General features: G+C 63.3%; 13 protein-coding genes and 1 pseudogene. 5 read left to right on the top strand and 9 right to left on the bottom strand.

All coding sequences use genetic code 11. The features are described 5' to 3' along the window. The first annotated feature begins 110 nt into the window (after window positions 1-110). Window positions 111-857, top strand: a complete 747-nt coding sequence (locus Q6A48_RS15685; protein WP_304555012.1) for a 3-oxoacyl-ACP reductase family protein — start codon at window positions 111-113, stop codon at window positions 855-857. A 70-nt stretch (window positions 858-927) separates the two neighbouring features. Here Q6A48_RS15685 and Q6A48_RS15690 read toward each other — a convergent pair whose 3' ends face one another. The 4 genes from Q6A48_RS15690 to Q6A48_RS15705 all read right to left on the bottom strand — a co-directional run bounded on the left by Q6A48_RS15690 (window position 928) and on the right by Q6A48_RS15705 (window position 2,640). After that, the gene (locus Q6A48_RS15690; protein WP_304555013.1) at window positions 928-1,623 is read right to left on the bottom strand and encodes an HAD-IA family hydrolase; all 696 of its coding nucleotides are present in this window, start codon (window positions 1,621-1,623) and stop codon (window positions 928-930) included. Between the two features lie 187 nt (window positions 1,624-1,810). Then, the gene (locus tag Q6A48_RS15695) at window positions 1,811-2,158 is read right to left on the bottom strand and encodes a hypothetical protein (RefSeq protein ID WP_304555014.1); all 348 of its coding nucleotides are present in this window, start codon (window positions 2,156-2,158) and stop codon (window positions 1,811-1,813) included. Between the two features lie 92 nt (window positions 2,159-2,250). Continuing rightward, entirely contained in the window at window positions 2,251-2,451 is a 201-nt protein-coding gene (locus Q6A48_RS15700) for a hypothetical protein (RefSeq protein ID WP_304555015.1), read from the bottom strand. 30 nt (window positions 2,452-2,481) lie between these two features. Beyond that, window positions 2,482-2,640, bottom strand: coding sequence for a hypothetical protein (locus tag Q6A48_RS15705; protein WP_165887350.1), 159 nt, complete (start codon window positions 2,638-2,640; stop codon window positions 2,482-2,484). A 162-nt stretch (window positions 2,641-2,802) separates the two neighbouring features. Between Q6A48_RS15705 and Q6A48_RS15710 the strand changes: the two genes are divergently transcribed. Further along, window positions 2,803-3,120: a hypothetical protein gene (locus Q6A48_RS15710; protein ID WP_304555016.1), complete on the top strand. Its 318-nt coding sequence runs from the start codon at window positions 2,803-2,805 to the stop codon at window positions 3,118-3,120. 229 nt (window positions 3,121-3,349) lie between these two features. Here the strand turns inward: Q6A48_RS15710 and Q6A48_RS15715 are convergent, their stop codons facing one another. Next, complete coding sequence (locus tag Q6A48_RS15715; protein WP_304555017.1) at window positions 3,350-5,539, bottom strand: GAF domain-containing hybrid sensor histidine kinase/response regulator; 2,190 nt, start codon at window positions 5,537-5,539, stop codon at window positions 3,350-3,352. 385 nt (window positions 5,540-5,924) lie between these two features. Between Q6A48_RS15715 and Q6A48_RS15720 the strand changes: the two genes are divergently transcribed. Together Q6A48_RS15720 and Q6A48_RS15725 are read left to right on the top strand one after the other, a co-directional pair. Beyond that, window positions 5,925-6,884, top strand: a complete 960-nt coding sequence (locus tag Q6A48_RS15720; protein ID WP_304555018.1) for a glycosyltransferase family 2 protein — start codon at window positions 5,925-5,927, stop codon at window positions 6,882-6,884. Window position 6,885: 1 nt separating this feature from the next. Next, window positions 6,886-7,737, top strand: a complete 852-nt coding sequence (locus tag Q6A48_RS15725) for an NAD-dependent epimerase/dehydratase family protein (RefSeq protein ID WP_304555019.1) — start codon at window positions 6,886-6,888, stop codon at window positions 7,735-7,737. A gap of 6 nt (window positions 7,738-7,743) precedes the next feature. Here the strand turns inward: Q6A48_RS15725 and Q6A48_RS15730 are convergent, their stop codons facing one another. From Q6A48_RS15730 to Q6A48_RS15745, 4 genes and pseudogenes are all read right to left on the bottom strand, one after another. Then, the gene (locus Q6A48_RS15730) at window positions 7,744-9,876 is read right to left on the bottom strand and encodes a glycosyltransferase (protein ID WP_304555020.1); all 2,133 of its coding nucleotides are present in this window, start codon (window positions 9,874-9,876) and stop codon (window positions 7,744-7,746) included. Beyond that, the gene (locus Q6A48_RS15735; RefSeq protein ID WP_304555021.1) at window positions 9,869-10,555 is read right to left on the bottom strand and encodes a 2OG-Fe(II) oxygenase family protein; all 687 of its coding nucleotides are present in this window, start codon (window positions 10,553-10,555) and stop codon (window positions 9,869-9,871) included. Before Q6A48_RS15735 ends, Q6A48_RS15730 begins: the two co-directional genes overlap by 8 nt. Continuing rightward, window positions 10,555-12,039, bottom strand: a complete 1,485-nt coding sequence (locus Q6A48_RS15740; protein ID WP_304555067.1) for a polysaccharide pyruvyl transferase family protein — start codon at window positions 12,037-12,039, stop codon at window positions 10,555-10,557. Before Q6A48_RS15740 ends, Q6A48_RS15735 begins: the two co-directional genes overlap by 1 nt. Beyond that, window positions 12,016-13,242, bottom strand: a pseudogene (locus Q6A48_RS15745) (ABC transporter ATP-binding protein); the annotation flags it as partial. The pseudogene Q6A48_RS15745 and the gene Q6A48_RS15740, both read right to left, overlap by 24 nt. Window positions 13,243-13,736: 494 nt before the next feature. Here Q6A48_RS15745 and Q6A48_RS15750 point away from each other — a divergent pair. After that, the gene (locus Q6A48_RS15750) at window positions 13,737-14,555 is read left to right on the top strand and encodes an ABC transporter permease (RefSeq protein ID WP_304555022.1); all 819 of its coding nucleotides are present in this window, start codon (window positions 13,737-13,739) and stop codon (window positions 14,553-14,555) included. Window positions 14,556-14,581 lie beyond the last annotated feature (26 nt).

Consider the following 14,581-nt stretch of genomic DNA (forward strand, 5'->3'; position numbering starts at 1 on the left):
CTTCTGGTTTACACAGACTATAGCAACGGCGGTCTACACAACCCCCGACGCGATCCTGATACTCCTCCCATCACCGCGGCATTTCGCCCCGGCACTCTTTGGAGAACACCATGAACACGCAAGCACTGAACGGTAAAGTGGCCCTGGTCCAGGGCGGTTCCCGCGGCATCGGCGCCGCCATCGTCAAGCGCCTGGCGGCAGACGGCGCCGCCGTGGCGTTCACCTACGTCAGCTCGGCGGCCAAGGCTGAAGAACTGCAGCACAGCATCACGGCGGCGGGCGGCAAGGCCCTGGCCATCAAGGCCGACAGCGCCGACGCCGACGCTATCCGCAATGCTGTCGCAGCCACCGTCGAGGCCTTTGGCGGGCTGGACATCCTGGTCAACAATGCCGGTGTCCTGGCCATGGGACCGCTGGAAGAATTCAGCCTTGAGGACTTCGACCGGACCCTGGCCATCAACGTGCGCAGCGTGTTCGTCGCCACGCAAGCGGCCGCGCGCCACATGACCGACAGTGGTCGGGTGATCAACATCGGCAGCACCAACGCCGATCGCATGCCCTTTGTCGGTGGCGCTGCCTACGCCATGAGCAAATCCGCGCTGGTGGGCCTGACCAAAGGCCTGGCGCGCGACCTCGGTCCTCGTGGCATCACGGTCAACAACGTGCAGCCTGGCCCGGTGGACACCGACATGAACCCGGCCGACAGCGATTTCGCCTCCAGCCTGATGGCGTTGATGGCCATCGGGCGCTACGGCAACGTGGATGAAATCGCCAGCTTCGTGGCCTACCTCGCAGGCCCGGAAGCGGCCTATATCACCGGGGCGAGCCTGACCATCGACGGCGGCTTCGGGGCTTGATCAAGGCCTGAAAAAAAGCCGGCCAGGGTCTCCGCCCTGGCCGGCTTTTTTGCCGTCTGGTGTTTTCCCGTCAGGCCCATTCCAATTCTGGCAAACCGCACAGGCCTGGCTGGAACATCTTCAATGAGCGGATGATCCCGTCGGCATGGGCGTATTTTTCATCGCCCATGGCCGGGTCGGGAATCGCGATGGCGGTCATGCCCGCCGCCTTCGCGGCCGTCACGCCGAATGGAGAATCTTCGAACACCAGGCAATCCGCCGGCGCGACGCCCAGGCGGCGGGCCGCGACGAGGAAGATGTCGGGGGCCGGTTTCGCCGCGCCCACTTCGGGGTCGTCCGCCGTGACGATGAAGTCGAACAGCGCGAACCAATCCCGGTGCAAGGTGGTTTTCAAGGCGAAGGTATGCCGCGAGGAGCTGGTGCCCACCGCGATGGGTACGCCGCTGGCCTTCAGGTGCCGCACCAGCTCCTCGGCGCCCGGCATCGCCAGGGCATGGGGGAAACGCTCGCGCATCAGCGGCTCGCGGATCTCCAGGAACTCTTGCGCGGTGATCGGCAACTCCAGCGCCTGGACCACGTAGCGGGCCAGGTCGCCAGCCCCACGGCCGATGATGTTCTGCTTGACGCTCCAGTCGAACGTACGCCCGTAGCGCTCGGCAATGATGGACGTCACCTCGGTGTAGATGCCCTCGGTGTCCAGCAACAAGCCATCCATGTCGAAAATCACAGCCTTGATCGGGCCAAACTCTTTCAGCGGTGCATTCATCGCATCTGATCCGTTATCAACACAACATTCCAGGGATGGCTCAGGTGCGGCCAGGACAAGGCACTTGCCTTAAAGGATTCAGCAGCATAACGAGGGGGGCTTGGCGCAGGCAACGGGTAATCGACGAGACCGTCCGCAGGAATCTATGCCTGCGGACGGTATGGCATTCAACTAGGGGGGGTTGCGGTTACTGGCTGGAACCGCTCGAACCACCGGAACCGCTACCACTGCTGCTGCCGCTGCTGCCACCGGAGGAACCGCCGCCCATGGTGCTGCCGCCGGAGGTCGAACCGCTGCCGGTGCCGGGGCTGGTGCTGCTGCCGCTGGCATCGCCACCGTTGCCGCCGCTGACGGAGCCCGGCGGCAGGGCATTACCGTTGGCGTCGGACGTGCGACCGGCATCCATTTGCGTGGAAGGCGGCATGCCTCCCTTGTCCACCGGCGGCGTGTCGTTCGAAGACTGGGCGAAAGCGGCCCATGAACTGGCCGAGAGGATCCCGGCGAGGGTGAGCGCGGTCATGCTGGACTTCATCATGGTGAGTCTCCTGTTCAAGGTACTTACCTGATGTGTGGCAAGCGCGGCTGGCCGATGGTGCCGCCGGATCGACGGGCGGCAAACCGGGTGGGTCAACTTGGCTGGCCGGACCCATCGTCACCGGCGATGTCCGGATCGTCCGGAGCGGCCTCGACGTCATCGTCTTCACGGGGCGTTGGCTCCACGTCGGCGTTGTCATCGGGCGGGAGCTGATCGCGACTCAGGGGATTGGTCGGCGATGGCAAGGGGTATTCCGGGGTTTCGTCATCCGGCACGGATGAATGGGCAGTCATGACAACCTCCTGGGGCGGACCGAGCCGGCCTCAATCGTAGGACTCTTCCTCGAGTTCGGCGTCTTCGTCGTCGATCAGGGGAACCTGGGCGTCATCCATCAGCGAGCCGGGGTCTTCGTTGCCCGGATCATTGACGAAAGGCAGGCCCGACGGGCCTTTTTCTTCCTTGCCTTCGGTTTCCGGCGTCATGGCACACCTCGCAATCGTGAGTGGATATGACCATTCGAGGCGGGGGCACGCTAAACGTTCCGGGTGAATGCATGCCGCACTGGGCCTGTCAGTTCGGCCGTCACTTTATGACGGGCAAAAAAAAGCCCGCTGGGGAAACGGGCAGGTACAGCTTTCTAACGGATGAGTTCAGCCTACGTGTGCGCTTGTGAAAGAAACGTGAAAGAAACGGCGGGTTGGAAAAAGATGAAAGATATTTCGCCAAAGGCTCGATCGCCCATAAAAAAAGCCTCGATCAATGAGGCCATGTTTATTCCTGCGGTTCAGGCAGTCCTCGTGGCGCGTGCGCCTGCCCGTGCCACGAGGACTTTTTCGATGAGCGGTGACGATTATTTCCTGACCGGAATCCTGGGCAGGAAGTTGGCTTTTTCGCCTCGCTGCACCTTCGCCACCTTCGTCCTGATGGACTTGATCGGCTCGTCGCCAAAGTCCGACCGATAGGCCGACTGTCCGCATTGCAGCCCTTCGTTGATCGGATAAGCGGCTGCATTGTCCTCGCTGTACGTTGCTCCCATCGCCATTCCCCTTTCATCGGGGCCGATACCGGCAATAATCGATTGCCTGGAAAATATCGGCCTACGCACCCAAGACTAGTCGGTCATCAACAGACTGACAGTCCGCAGGCGCCCTTGACCGACGAATGGAACTTACTGTTTCGCAAAGGAAACGTTCATTCGGTGCCCAGCAGGGTCCGATGTAAAATCCGCGAAACCTGATCGGCCGAGTAGGGTTTGGGTAGGAATTCGAAGCCCTCATGCCCCTTGAGGGCCAGCTCTTCGCTGTAGCCCGACGTCAGCACCACCGGCAGGCCAGGGCGCCGCGCACGCAGCTCCTTGGCCAAGGTGATGCCGCTGATGCCGGGCATGACCACGTCCGAAAATATCGCATCGAAGGCCATCGCATCCGGCCCGACCATTTCCAGCGCCTGTTCGGCGTTGGTCGCCCAGGCCGTTTCGTACCCCAGGTCCTGGAGGATCTGGTTGGCGAAACGCCCCACTTCGAGGTTGTCCTCCACGATCAGCACCCGCCGCGTGCCCTTCTCCAGCTGCAACGGGATGACTTCTTCCTGGCCAGGCTCCTGAACCGCCTCGGCCGCCACTTCCGGCAGGTACAAGGTAAACACCGTGCCGCCGCCCACGACGGTCGAGACATCGACGTTGCCGCCGGACTGCTTGGCGAAGCCGAACACCTGGGACAGCCCCAACCCGGTGCCCTTGCCCACCTCCTTGGTGGTGAAGAACGGCTCGAAGATATGTTCGAGCACGTCCGTCGCGATGCCTGTGCCGGTGTCCGCCAGGGCGATGGCGGCAAACGCCTGCCGGGCCCCGGCGTGGCCGCGGATCGGCGGGATGCCGTCGCCACAGTTGAGGCGAAGCCACAGCGTGCCCTGCCCGTCCATGGCGTCCCGGGCATTGAGCGCCATGTTGATCAGGGCCGTTTCGAACTGGCTCAGGTCGGCGCGGATGTAGCAAGGCCGCTCGCACAACTCGACCTTCACCTGGATGCGTGCCCCGGTGACGGTTTCCAGCATGTCGCCGAGGCTCTGCACCTGCTTGCCCACCTCGAAGACTTCCGGCTTCAACGGCTGGCGCCGGGCAAACGCGAGCAGCTGGCTGGTCAGTTTCGCGGCGCGCTCAACGGTCTCGGAAACCGCGGTCATGTACCGTTGCCGCCGCTCTTCGGACAGGTTGGGCATGCGCAGGAAATCGACGGAGGAGCGGATGATCGTCAGCAGGTTGTTGAAGTCGTGGGCGACGCCGCCGGTGAGCTGGCCGATGGCTTCGAGTTTCTGCGACTGGCGCAGCGCCGCTTCGGTCTGTTTCAGCCGCGTGGTGCGCTCTTCCACGCGCTGCTCCAGCGTGGCATTGAGCTCAGCCAGTGCCGCCAGGCCTTCACGTACCGCCGCATCCGCTCGGGTGCGCTCGATGTGGGCCCAGGATCGCTCGGTGACCTCCATCAGCAACGCGAGGTCGTTGGAGGACCAGACCCGTGGGACTTTGTCGTGGATCGCCATGAGCGCGGTCAAGCGGCCGTCCTTGATCAGCGGCACACAAATGGTCGCGGCGATGCCAATCGCCTGGAACGTCGCCGCTTCGTCCGGCGCCAGCTCCGCCAGATTGTCGTTGATCACCAGGGGCTTGCCGGCGCTCAGGTTGCTGACCGCCAGCCGACCGAAATCGGCCAGGCGATAATGCCCGAGGATATGCGGCGAACCCGCCCGGGCCCAATCGCCGCGGATCGTGAAACCGTCCTCATCCTCGTCCATGTCGGCGTAGGCACAGTTGGACAGGTTCAGGTGCGCCGCCAGGATCCGCGTGGTGGTCGCCATGATGGCCTGGGGGTCGGTGGCGTTGGCCACCGCGTTGCCGATGGCGTCCAGCACGGCCAGGCGTTGGGTCATGAACACCGTGGAAGTGGTTTCGGTGACGGTGTCGAGCATGCCCACGACCTTGCCGAACTGGTCACGAATGGGGCTGTAGCAGAAGGTGAAATAGGCCTGTTCCGGGCCGCCACCGCGTTCGATGACCAGCGGGAAGTTCTCGATATAGGTGGCCTGCCCTTCGAAGGCGGCCCGCACGATGGGACCGATATCGCTCCAGGCCTCCCGCCACACTTCATCGAACCTGCGCCCCAGGGCCTCGGGCTTGTTCCCCAGGATGGGCAGGAAGGCATCGTTGTACAGCGTGATGAGGTCCGGGCCCCAGACAATGGCCTGGGGGAAATGCGAGGCCAGGCTCAGCGCGACAGTTGTCTTCAACACAGTGGGCCATTCTTTCGGCGGCCCCAGCGGCGTGCTGTCCCAATCATGGCGCCGCACCCGTTCGGCCATTTCTCCGTAGCTCTGCAGCCAGTCTGTCATTGCGATCGATCCTTGTACTGCGACTACCATCAGGGAACGCTTGAGACCCCATGCCGGACCGTATTATCCCGTGCCGGGCTTGAATGCGCGATTGTATTGTGGACGACCACGCGCCGATGTCCGCGATCTTCGATCGAAGCGGCACGCAACCTACGGCAAAGTCCTACATGCCTGTCGGAATTTCTGCCTGATGAGCCCGACAGATAAACCTGCGCCCCGTCTGCCACTTCGTGCAATGTCTTATTTCGCAACAGAAAAAGGCAGGTGTTGATACGATGGCACCTTTTGCAGATCGTGGCGATCCAACTCCCCGTGGGCCCCCTGTTACTGCGCCGCTACCTGGACGTAGCCTCCCAATCAATGCCTCAGCCCGGCAAATGGAGTGATGAAGTTGGAAGCAGTGCAACTGGCCGCCATGGATGAGCGGCCCAAGACGCCTAGACGCGATGAGTGTGATGTCGTCATCGTCAATTACAACGCGGGGGAACTGTTGGTGACGTGCGTGCGTTCCGTCCTGGCGGCGGGTGCATCCCGGGTCATCGTGGTGGACAACGACTCCCGCGACGACAGCCTGGCCAGGCTGCAAAGCGCCCATGGAACCTGCCACTCCCTGCAGATCATCAAGAACAGCGCCAACCTTGGCTTCGCCGTCGCGTGCAACCAGGGCGCACGCCAGGCCAGCGCCGCCAATGTCTTCTTCCTGAACCCGGACACGGTACTGGCCGTCGACGCCTTGGAACGCTTGTTACGGACGCTGCGCAGTTCGCCGGAAACCGGCATGGTCGGCGGCTTCCTGTGTAACCCGGACGGCAGTGAACAACCGGGCGGGCGGCGGGTGTTTCCAACGCCCCGGCGTGCGTTCATGCGGGCCTTCGGGTTGTCACGCCTGGCCCCGGTATTCCCTACCTTGTTTTCCGACTTCCTGCTCCACAAAGAACCGTTGCCCGCCAGGCCCGTGGTCGTCGAAGCCATTTCCGGCGCTTGCATGCTGGTCAAGCGCGAAGCCATCGAGAGCGTCGGGTTGTGGGATGAAGCCTACTTTCTTCATTGCGAAGACCTGGATTGGTGCATGCGCTTCCGCCAGGCCGGCTGGAACGTCCTGTACGTGCCGGATGCCCGGGTCATGCATGTGTTCGGCGGTTGCAGCCAACAGCGCCCGTATTTCGTCGAGTGGCACAAGCACCTGGGCATCCTGCGTTTCTATGGCAAGTTCTTCCGCCAGAAATATTCGACGTTGCTGTGGGTCAGCGTGGTCATTGGCGTCTGGTTCCGATTCAGCCTGATGGTCTGCCGTCACGCGGCCACCAGGGTCCTGAAGGCATTGAAGCGACCGGGAGGAGCCTGAATTGCAGATAGGGATATTGGGCGCCTCCAGCGTCTGGGGCGAACGCGCCGCATCGCGGCTGGCCCAAGCCGATCATGCCGTGAGCGCGTTTACCCGGACGTTGCCCAAGACGCCCCTGCCCGGCGTCGACTGGCGCAGTACCGACGATTGGCACGCATTGGAGCTGGATGCGTTCCTGTCGTTCGCGCCGCTCTGGGTGCTACCGGACTTTCTGCCGCGCCTTGCCGACACACGGGTCAGGCGCATCGTCGCCGTGTCCTCCACGAGCCGCTATGCCAAGGTGATGTCGCCTGATGCCCGGGAACGGGACGTGGCGCAACGCCTGGTCGATGCCGAGGCCCACCTTGAGCGATGGGCAACGCAACGCGGCATCGACTGGGTCATCCTGCGCCCCACCCTGATCTACGGGTGTGGCCGCGACAAGAACATCACGCAGGTGGCGCGCTTCATCCAGCGCTTCGGGTTCTTCCCGCTGGTCGGTGGCAGTGTCGGCTTGCGCCAGCCGGTGCACGGTGACGACGTCGTCCAGGCATGCCTGGCCGCGATGAGCGTCGATGGCCTGCCCAGTGGCGGCTACAACCTCTCGGGAGGCGAAACGCTGCCTTACCACGCCATGGTCAGCCGGATCTTCCAGGCCCTGGAGCGCCCGGAACGAACCCTCACCCTGCCCACCCCGGCGTTGGCCCTGGCCGTTTCGCTGATGCGCTGCCTGCCGCGCTACCGGCACCTCTCGAGCGCGCTGGTGCAGCGCATGAATCAGGACCTGGTGTTCGATCATTCGGACGCCCGGGATCGCCTGGGCTTCTCGCCCCGGCCGTTCCGGCTGACGCGCGAGGACCTGCCCCGGCGCTGATTGCGTTCAGCGGTGCACGTGGGCCTGCCAGCGTCCCCACTTGCTTTCGAAGTACGCCTGGTTCTTGTCCCAGAGCGCCTGGTACTCACCACTGGCGATCAGTTTTCGAAACGACGCCTGCCCGTAATGGTGAATGAACGCATCTTCGGCGCAGACGGTCCGGTAGCCCTTTTCCTGAACGCGACGGCTGTAGTCGTCGTCCTCGAACATGCCGATGCCGAAGGCCTCGTCCAGGAACCCCACGTCTTCGAGGACATCCCTGCGCAAGGCGACGCAAAACATGGCCAGCATGGCGATGTCGAAACACTGCCCCGCATGGGTGGCGGTGTAGTCATCGGCGAAGCGCTGCATGTGCCTCATGTCGGTGTAGCTCGCCTGGACCTTCGCTTCGTTGCCCACGGCGTTGGTGACGGGACCGACCAGGCCGACATCGGGGTCGCGCAGATGACGCACCAGCGGGTCCAGCCATCCCCTGGGGACCACCGTGTCGTTGTTGAGCAGCAGGAGAATGTCGCCGTCCGCCGCCCTCAAGCCCTGATTGTTGGCGGCCGCGAAGCCGCGGTTCTGGTCGTTGAGGATAATCTTTACCCACGGCGCGTGCTGGCGCAGGTGCTCCAGGTAGTCACGGGTGCCATCGTCGGAACCGTTGTCGACCACCACCAGTTCGTAGCGCGGCCACGTGGTGTTGCGCAAAATGCTGTTGATGCATTGAACCGTCAGGTTGAGGTTGTGGTAGGTGACGACCACGATGGACACTTTCTCGTGCAACGCCACGATGGCCTGTTGAGTCGCCTCGAAGCGATCCTTCCAATCATTGGCCCGGGCCAACTCCAGGCGTTGCTTGTAGGTGGCCAGGTCGCGCTCGGCCAGCGCCCGCTCGATCTGCTCGATGAACCCGTCGACGTCGGTGGCGAAATACACCAGGTCCTGGTAGAGGCTCATTTCCTTGAGTGGCGTGGAAACCACCGGTTTACCGGCACTGATGTATTCGTAGAACTTCACCGGGTCTACCGCATGCGTCACGTTGTAGAGCCGGAAAGGGATCAGGCAGGCATCGAAATGATGCAGGTACAGCGGCATTTGCGAATACGGCTTGATGCCCAGCAAATGCACGTTGGGCTTGTGTTCGAGACCGGCCATGTCGTCGACGAACACGTCGCCCAGCATCACGAAGTTCCATTCCGGGCGCCTGTCCGCCAAGGCCGCCAGCAGGGGGAAATCCAACCACTGGGCCAAGGCACCGTAATAGCCGATGACCGGTCCGACGAACCCATCCAGCAGGTCATTGGCGAAGCAGTGCTGGTGGAAGAAGTTGAAATCCACGGCGTTCCTGACCAGTACGCAGCGAGCGGTACTGGCACACCATTTTTCCTGGAGCAAGGCCGAAGAGACAGTCACCAGGTCCGCCTCGGCCACCAGGGTCTTCTCTTCGCTGAGCAGCGGCTCACCGATGTTCGGGAAACCATCCCAGTCGTCCATGCAGTCGTACTGGACCCGCCAACCGTGCTCGGCGCGCAACGCCAGGGCCAGCGGGCTCCAGTAAGGCAGGTGGACGACCGAGAACGCGGTCTTTATCTGCCAATCGGCGGCCAGCGCGGCCAGGGCCTGGCGGTAAAGCTGGATGTTCTCCGGCGTGATGGTGGCTTCGTAGTACTTTTCCTGGACGTCGCGTTGCAGCGCCACCTCATGGACATTGGGCGCGACGGTGGTCAGCCGATAGCGCTGGCCCTCCTCGGGGACGCTGGACGGCACGACGTAGAACACCCGGTAACCCTGCCGCGCAAACTGGCTCATCAACTGTTGGGGCCGCTGGAAGCGCGCCGCCCAGGCGATGTTGGCGAAACAGAGGATGTCCAGGCGTCCCGAGGCCACGAAGACCGGCTCGACCTCGGGGATCGGCAACAGCGCCTGCCCGGGCGGGCGCACGATGGGTTCCATCAGCTTGGGCGGGTCGCGCCTGGCGGCAAAGCCATGGCGCAGCAACTGGGCAAGCATGCGCAGCGGTTGGGTAAAACGCCAGGAACTGGTCTTTTGCAGGAAGTCGACTTTCGCCAAGGCGATATCGCGCTCCTGGAGGGCCGCATCCCGCTGGGCAGCGGCGCGCTCGCGGTCGGTCAACGGAGGGTCGGGCTTATGCACGTGGGTATCCATGCAACGCAGTGGTATCACCCTGCGGCCACATGGAACTGACGGAGCCAGGGCGGTAGAACGTTGCGGTCAGGCTGCGGCGCGAGGCGGTGCAGTTGCCCACCACTTGCGACACGGCATGCCAGGAATTGGCCGAGCGCACCAGGACCGCCGAGTTGCCCACCAGGGGCTCGATCTCGGCCACCACCGCAGTGGGGTCGTTGCCGCTCAGGATCTGCAGGCAGCCACCATCGTCGCGGTTCCAGGACTCGTTGAAATACAGGATATGGGTCACCAGCTTGTCGGGCAGGTCCGGGTGCGCCCCCAGGCTCGCGCCCGGGCCGTAATGAAAGACATTGACCTCCATCGGCACGTTGCGCAGGTCGATCCCGGTCAACTGCGACATGGCTTGGCGATACGCCGCCGACCCCAGGTCCCGCGCCAGTTTCAACCAGGCGTCGCTCAGTTCCTCGGGGAAGGCAATGACCTGGGTGCCCATTTCCACCAGGGCCCGCGCCTCGTAGTCATAGTTCTTCTCCCCGCCATAGCCGCTCACGGTCTTGAAGTGATCATGGGGAAACGTCTGCGCCAGTGCCGCGGCATCCTTGGCCGAATACAGGTTGGCGATCTCGGCCCAGGCGAACGGGTAGGACTTCAGTGCGGTCGATTCGAGACGAAAAAGTTCTAGCATTATTTATTCTTGGTCGCTGTCAGTTTTCTGATACCACGGGCAATGGAGCGCAGTGGTGCGGTCATTCGGAATGAACTGGAACCCTCTAGTTGCAGAACCCTAGCATTACTCAGCGCCAGTTGCTGGCTGAGCCGGGAAATAAGCGCCTGCTGGGCAATGTCCTGGGGCGCCGGCGGTTCCGCCGGGCACTGAACAAGCGGAACATCATCGCGCTCGGCGGCGGCCTCGAGCAGATTAGGCAGGTCCTGCAGGAATGCGCCGAGCACCGGCCGGGAGCCCGTGCGGCCCTGGCGAATGATGTCCGCCACCCGGTCCCAATGCTCGACCAGCCTGTCCGCCGCCGCGCGCGCTGCCGGCGATGGAGCCGTCTTGCCGATGCGCGAAAGGAACCAATGGGGGTCGATCGTCGCCACGTCGGGCAGCCCATGGAGCCCATCGAACTCGGCCAGCGCCGTGTACTTGCCCGCGCTCAGGTCCGCGGAACAGAACACCGGCACGCCGAACGCCAGCGCACTGATCGCCAGGTGGTAGCTGTGCCCGATCACCGCTTGCGCCTGGCTGAGGATCTCGGCCATCAGCAACGGTTGCGGCCAGAACGACAAGGTGATGGCCCCCGGCAGGCGCGCGGCGATGACCGAGGGGTCATCCCCCAGGACCGGGCCGATGGGGACCACCAGGAACCGGTACCCCTGGAACGCCAGGGGATGCGCCTCGAACAGCCGGACAAACGCCTCGACCATGTGGATGGCGTGGATGACGATATACGGCCCGTCCAGCCCCGCCTGCTCGCGCAGTTGCCTGAAGGCCTGGGAAGGTTGCTGCTCATCGATCAGTCGCGGCAGGCCGAAGGCGGTGTCAGGCAGCACATCGATTTCGGCGTGCCCGGCCAAGGCAGCGAGGGCATCGCGTGACGGTGTGTCGCGCACGCGCACGTAGGGGCTCTGCTCCAGGGCCATGGTCAACAATGGCCTGGCCCAGCCCGGAATACTGTTGCAGTGCATCCCCGGGGCATTCCACACCAGCGGGATCCCATGCTGCAACGCCACCAGCGCCGGCGTCAGCCAGTACCCCGTGGGGTGATGGATGCCCGGGGTCGGCGGGCCATACCCAGGGGCTACGAGCTTGTCGAAACGGATCAGGAACCCGCCGCCGATCAAGACGCCATCCAGGTCCTCGGCGATGCGCGGCAGCTCGGTCAGCGACGTCACTGCATAGGGCCACTCGGGCGGCGTTTTCCCGTGGTAGGAAAACCGATGCAGGTGGACGTTGCCCAGGCGCCGGGCCAGCTCGGCCTCGGCAATGATGGGAAACAGCAGGTCGCCGTAATTCTCGACGTCAAAGGTGCCCGATATCGCCACCTGCCAGTCGGGCTTGCTCGTGTGCTCGGCCAACGTCCCGTGCTCCTTGGTTTCATCATCGGCTGGGTGCCCGGCCGGCTGTTCATCCGGCTGGGCATCCACGCTGTGCAGGCCCAGGTCCACCATGCCGAGGAAATGCCGGGCGCCTGGCAAGACGTCGAACGCCAGCGGCGCGACCTGTTTCTCGATCAATTGCGAGGTGTCTTCGGTCACCCCGTGCAACAGCTTCAGGGTCACATGGTAGCGACCCGCGGCGAGATTGGCCGGGAAGCGCACGTTGATCGCCGCCCGCCGCCAGCCGTTTTCGACAGGGCCCAGTGGCAAGGCCAGGTTCGCCCCGCCAATCACCAGCAACCGCGCTTCTTGAACAGTGAAACTGATGTTGGGCTGGCGGATCGATTCGTGCAGCAGCGCTTCCACGCGGATCTCGACAGCGTTTCCATACAGGTAGCTGGAGGACATCTGCCGGGTGTCGGTGAAACAGGCCGACGTGATGCGCCCTTCTTCGGTGCCGAAGGCGATGCCGTCCGCGCCGCCCATGAAGGGCTTGCGGGTCACCGACACGGTGGCGCCACTGGCCCAGCGGCGCTGCTCGTCGCGCATGTCGAGCAGGTACATTTCGGCCATTTCGTCAGGCGCGCCACTGGCGACCACTTGGCCTTCGCGCAGGTAGATGACCCGGTGGCAGAAGCGCTTGACCATGCTCATGTCGTGGGAGACGAACAAGAGCGTGGTGCCGTTGGCGGTCAGTTCCTCCAACCGGCTCAGGCACTTGAACTGGAAGGATGCATCACCGACGGCGAGGGCCTCGTCGACGATCAGGATATCGGGGTCCACGCCGACCGAAACGGCGAAGGCCAGGCGCACCAGCATCCCGCTGGAATAGGTCTTGGTCGGCTGGTCGATGAAGTCGCCGATGTTGGCAAATGCCAGGATCTCCTCGAGACGGGCGTCGATTTGCGCGCGGCTCAAGCCCAGCACGGCGGCGTTCATGTAGACGTTGTCCCGCCCGGTGAACTCCGGATTGAAACCGGCCCCCAGCTCCAGCAATGCCGCGATCCGGCCATTGCCCTGGACGCTGCCGCGGGTCGGCATCAGCGTCCCGCAGATCAGTTGCAGCAGGGTCGACTTGCCACTGCCGTTGCGGCCGATGATGCCGACGGTCTCGCCCCTGGCGACGCTCAGGGAGACGTCATTGAGCGCCCAGAACTCGCGATAGAAACGCTTCTTGCCACGCATCACCATCTGCAACAGGCGGTCCTTGGGTGCGTCATAGATCTGGTAGCACTTGCTCAGGTTTTCGGCGCTGATCGCCACTTCATTCAACATCGGCAAAAGACCCATCCGAGAATCACTGCCGTTTTCTACCGGCGAACAGGAACACGAGCTGTAACAGGAGGTTGCGGGCAGTTAAGCACAGACGCAACGAAAAAAAAGCCTGGCGTCGGTCGCGAAGGCAATTAATTCAGCCTCGCCGAAACGGCTCAGCCCGGGCAACGGCCAGGCAGGCCCGGCCCAAGGTTCTGGCGTCAATTAACCGCCCTTGGCCTGCCCCTTCCGATCGCGGTCCTTTTATCCAGAAACACGCCCGGGACCGGCGGTTCTTATTGTCGGCAGACCACGACGGACGTAAGGTGTAGCCCTCTTGCAGGCTGCGTGACGACGGCCTCCGGGCCACGGACGACAACCGGAACACGCCGTCTGGAAAGAACGCCGGCAACCGCCCCGCCATTGGCGTGAATCGATCTATATTTGACTCACCCCTCCATGAGGATTTCTTCAAGGAGCTTGCGACCGACACCGCCTCAAGGACCCCGCGACTGATGCAGCCGTTCAACGCTTCGCCCATTGCCATGATCAAGAGTGCGTTCACCCATCGAAGCCTGATCCGGGCCTTGATCGGCAGGGAAGTCAGCGGCCGCTACAAGGGCTCGATGCTGGGCATGTTCTGGTCGTTCTTCACCCCCGCGCTCATGCTGGTGGTCTATACCTTTGTCTTCAGCGTCGTGTTCAAGGCCCGCTGGGCCGGTGGCAGCGAATCCAAGAGCGAGTTCGCCCTGGTCCTGTTCGCGGGGCTCCTGGTGTTCAACCTGTTTTCCGAATGTGTGAACCGGGCGCCGGGGCTGGTGCTGGCGAACACCAACTACGTGAAGAAAATCGTCTTTCCCCTGGAGATACTTCCCCTGGTGTCGCTGGGGGCCGCGCTTTTCCACGCGGCGGTCAGCCTGCTGGCCTGGCTGATCTTCTACGTCCTGCTGTTGGGCATGCCTCCGGCGACCCTTTTGCTGCTGCCCCTGATGCTGCTTCCCCTGGTATTGCTGACGCTGGGTATTTCCTGGTTTCTCGCCTCTATCAGCGTCTACCTGCGCGACGTTGGCCAGTTCACCGGCATCATCACCACGGCCATGCTGTTCCTCTCGCCGATTTTCTATCCCCGCTCGACACTCCCGCAGGACTACCAGGCGGCCTTGCAGGCGAACCCCCTGACCCTGCCGGTGGAAGTCGCCCGCGACATGCTGTTCTGGGGCAGGATGCCGCCGTGGAGCAGCCTGGCCATTTATTCCGCCGTGTCCGTGCTGATCGCCTGGTCTGGATTTGCCTGGTTCCAGAGGACACGCAAAGGCTTTGCCGATGTCATATGAAATTGCCCCACGCCAAGCCTGGGTCA

The organism is Pseudomonas citrullilanati (assembly GCF_030580855.1).
GTDB lineage: Bacteria > Pseudomonadota > Gammaproteobacteria > Pseudomonadales > Pseudomonadaceae > Aquipseudomonas > Aquipseudomonas citrulli.

Excerpts from the sequence above, each read along its gene's own strand:
- Q6A48_RS15720 (WP_304555018.1), top strand. The coding sequence starts at position 5,925 with ATGAAGTTGGAAGCAGTGCAACTGGCCGCCATGGATGAGCGGCCCAAG.
- Q6A48_RS15700 (WP_304555015.1), bottom strand. The coding sequence starts at position 2,451 with ATGACTGCCCATTCATCCGTGCCGGATGACGAAACCCCGGAATACCCC.
- Q6A48_RS15685 (WP_304555012.1), top strand. The coding sequence starts at position 111 with ATGAACACGCAAGCACTGAACGGTAAAGTGGCCCTGGTCCAGGGCGGT.
- Q6A48_RS15735 (WP_304555021.1), bottom strand. The coding sequence starts at position 10,555 with ATGCTAGAACTTTTTCGTCTCGAATCGACCGCACTGAAGTCCTACCCG.
- Q6A48_RS15750 (WP_304555022.1), top strand. The coding sequence starts at position 13,737 with ATGCAGCCGTTCAACGCTTCGCCCATTGCCATGATCAAGAGTGCGTTC.
- Q6A48_RS15705 (WP_165887350.1), bottom strand. The coding sequence starts at position 2,640 with ATGACGCCGGAAACCGAAGGCAAGGAAGAAAAAGGCCCGTCGGGCCTG.
- Q6A48_RS15710 (WP_304555016.1), top strand. The coding sequence starts at position 2,803 with ATGAGTTCAGCCTACGTGTGCGCTTGTGAAAGAAACGTGAAAGAAACG.
- Q6A48_RS15715 (WP_304555017.1), bottom strand. The coding sequence starts at position 5,539 with ATGACAGACTGGCTGCAGAGCTACGGAGAAATGGCCGAACGGGTGCGG.
- Q6A48_RS15695 (WP_304555014.1), bottom strand. The coding sequence starts at position 2,158 with ATGATGAAGTCCAGCATGACCGCGCTCACCCTCGCCGGGATCCTCTCG.
- Q6A48_RS15690 (WP_304555013.1), bottom strand. The coding sequence starts at position 1,623 with ATGAATGCACCGCTGAAAGAGTTTGGCCCGATCAAGGCTGTGATTTTC.
- Q6A48_RS15740 (WP_304555067.1), bottom strand. The coding sequence starts at position 12,039 with ATGGTGGACCTGGGCCTGCACAGCGTGGATGCCCAGCCGGATGAACAG.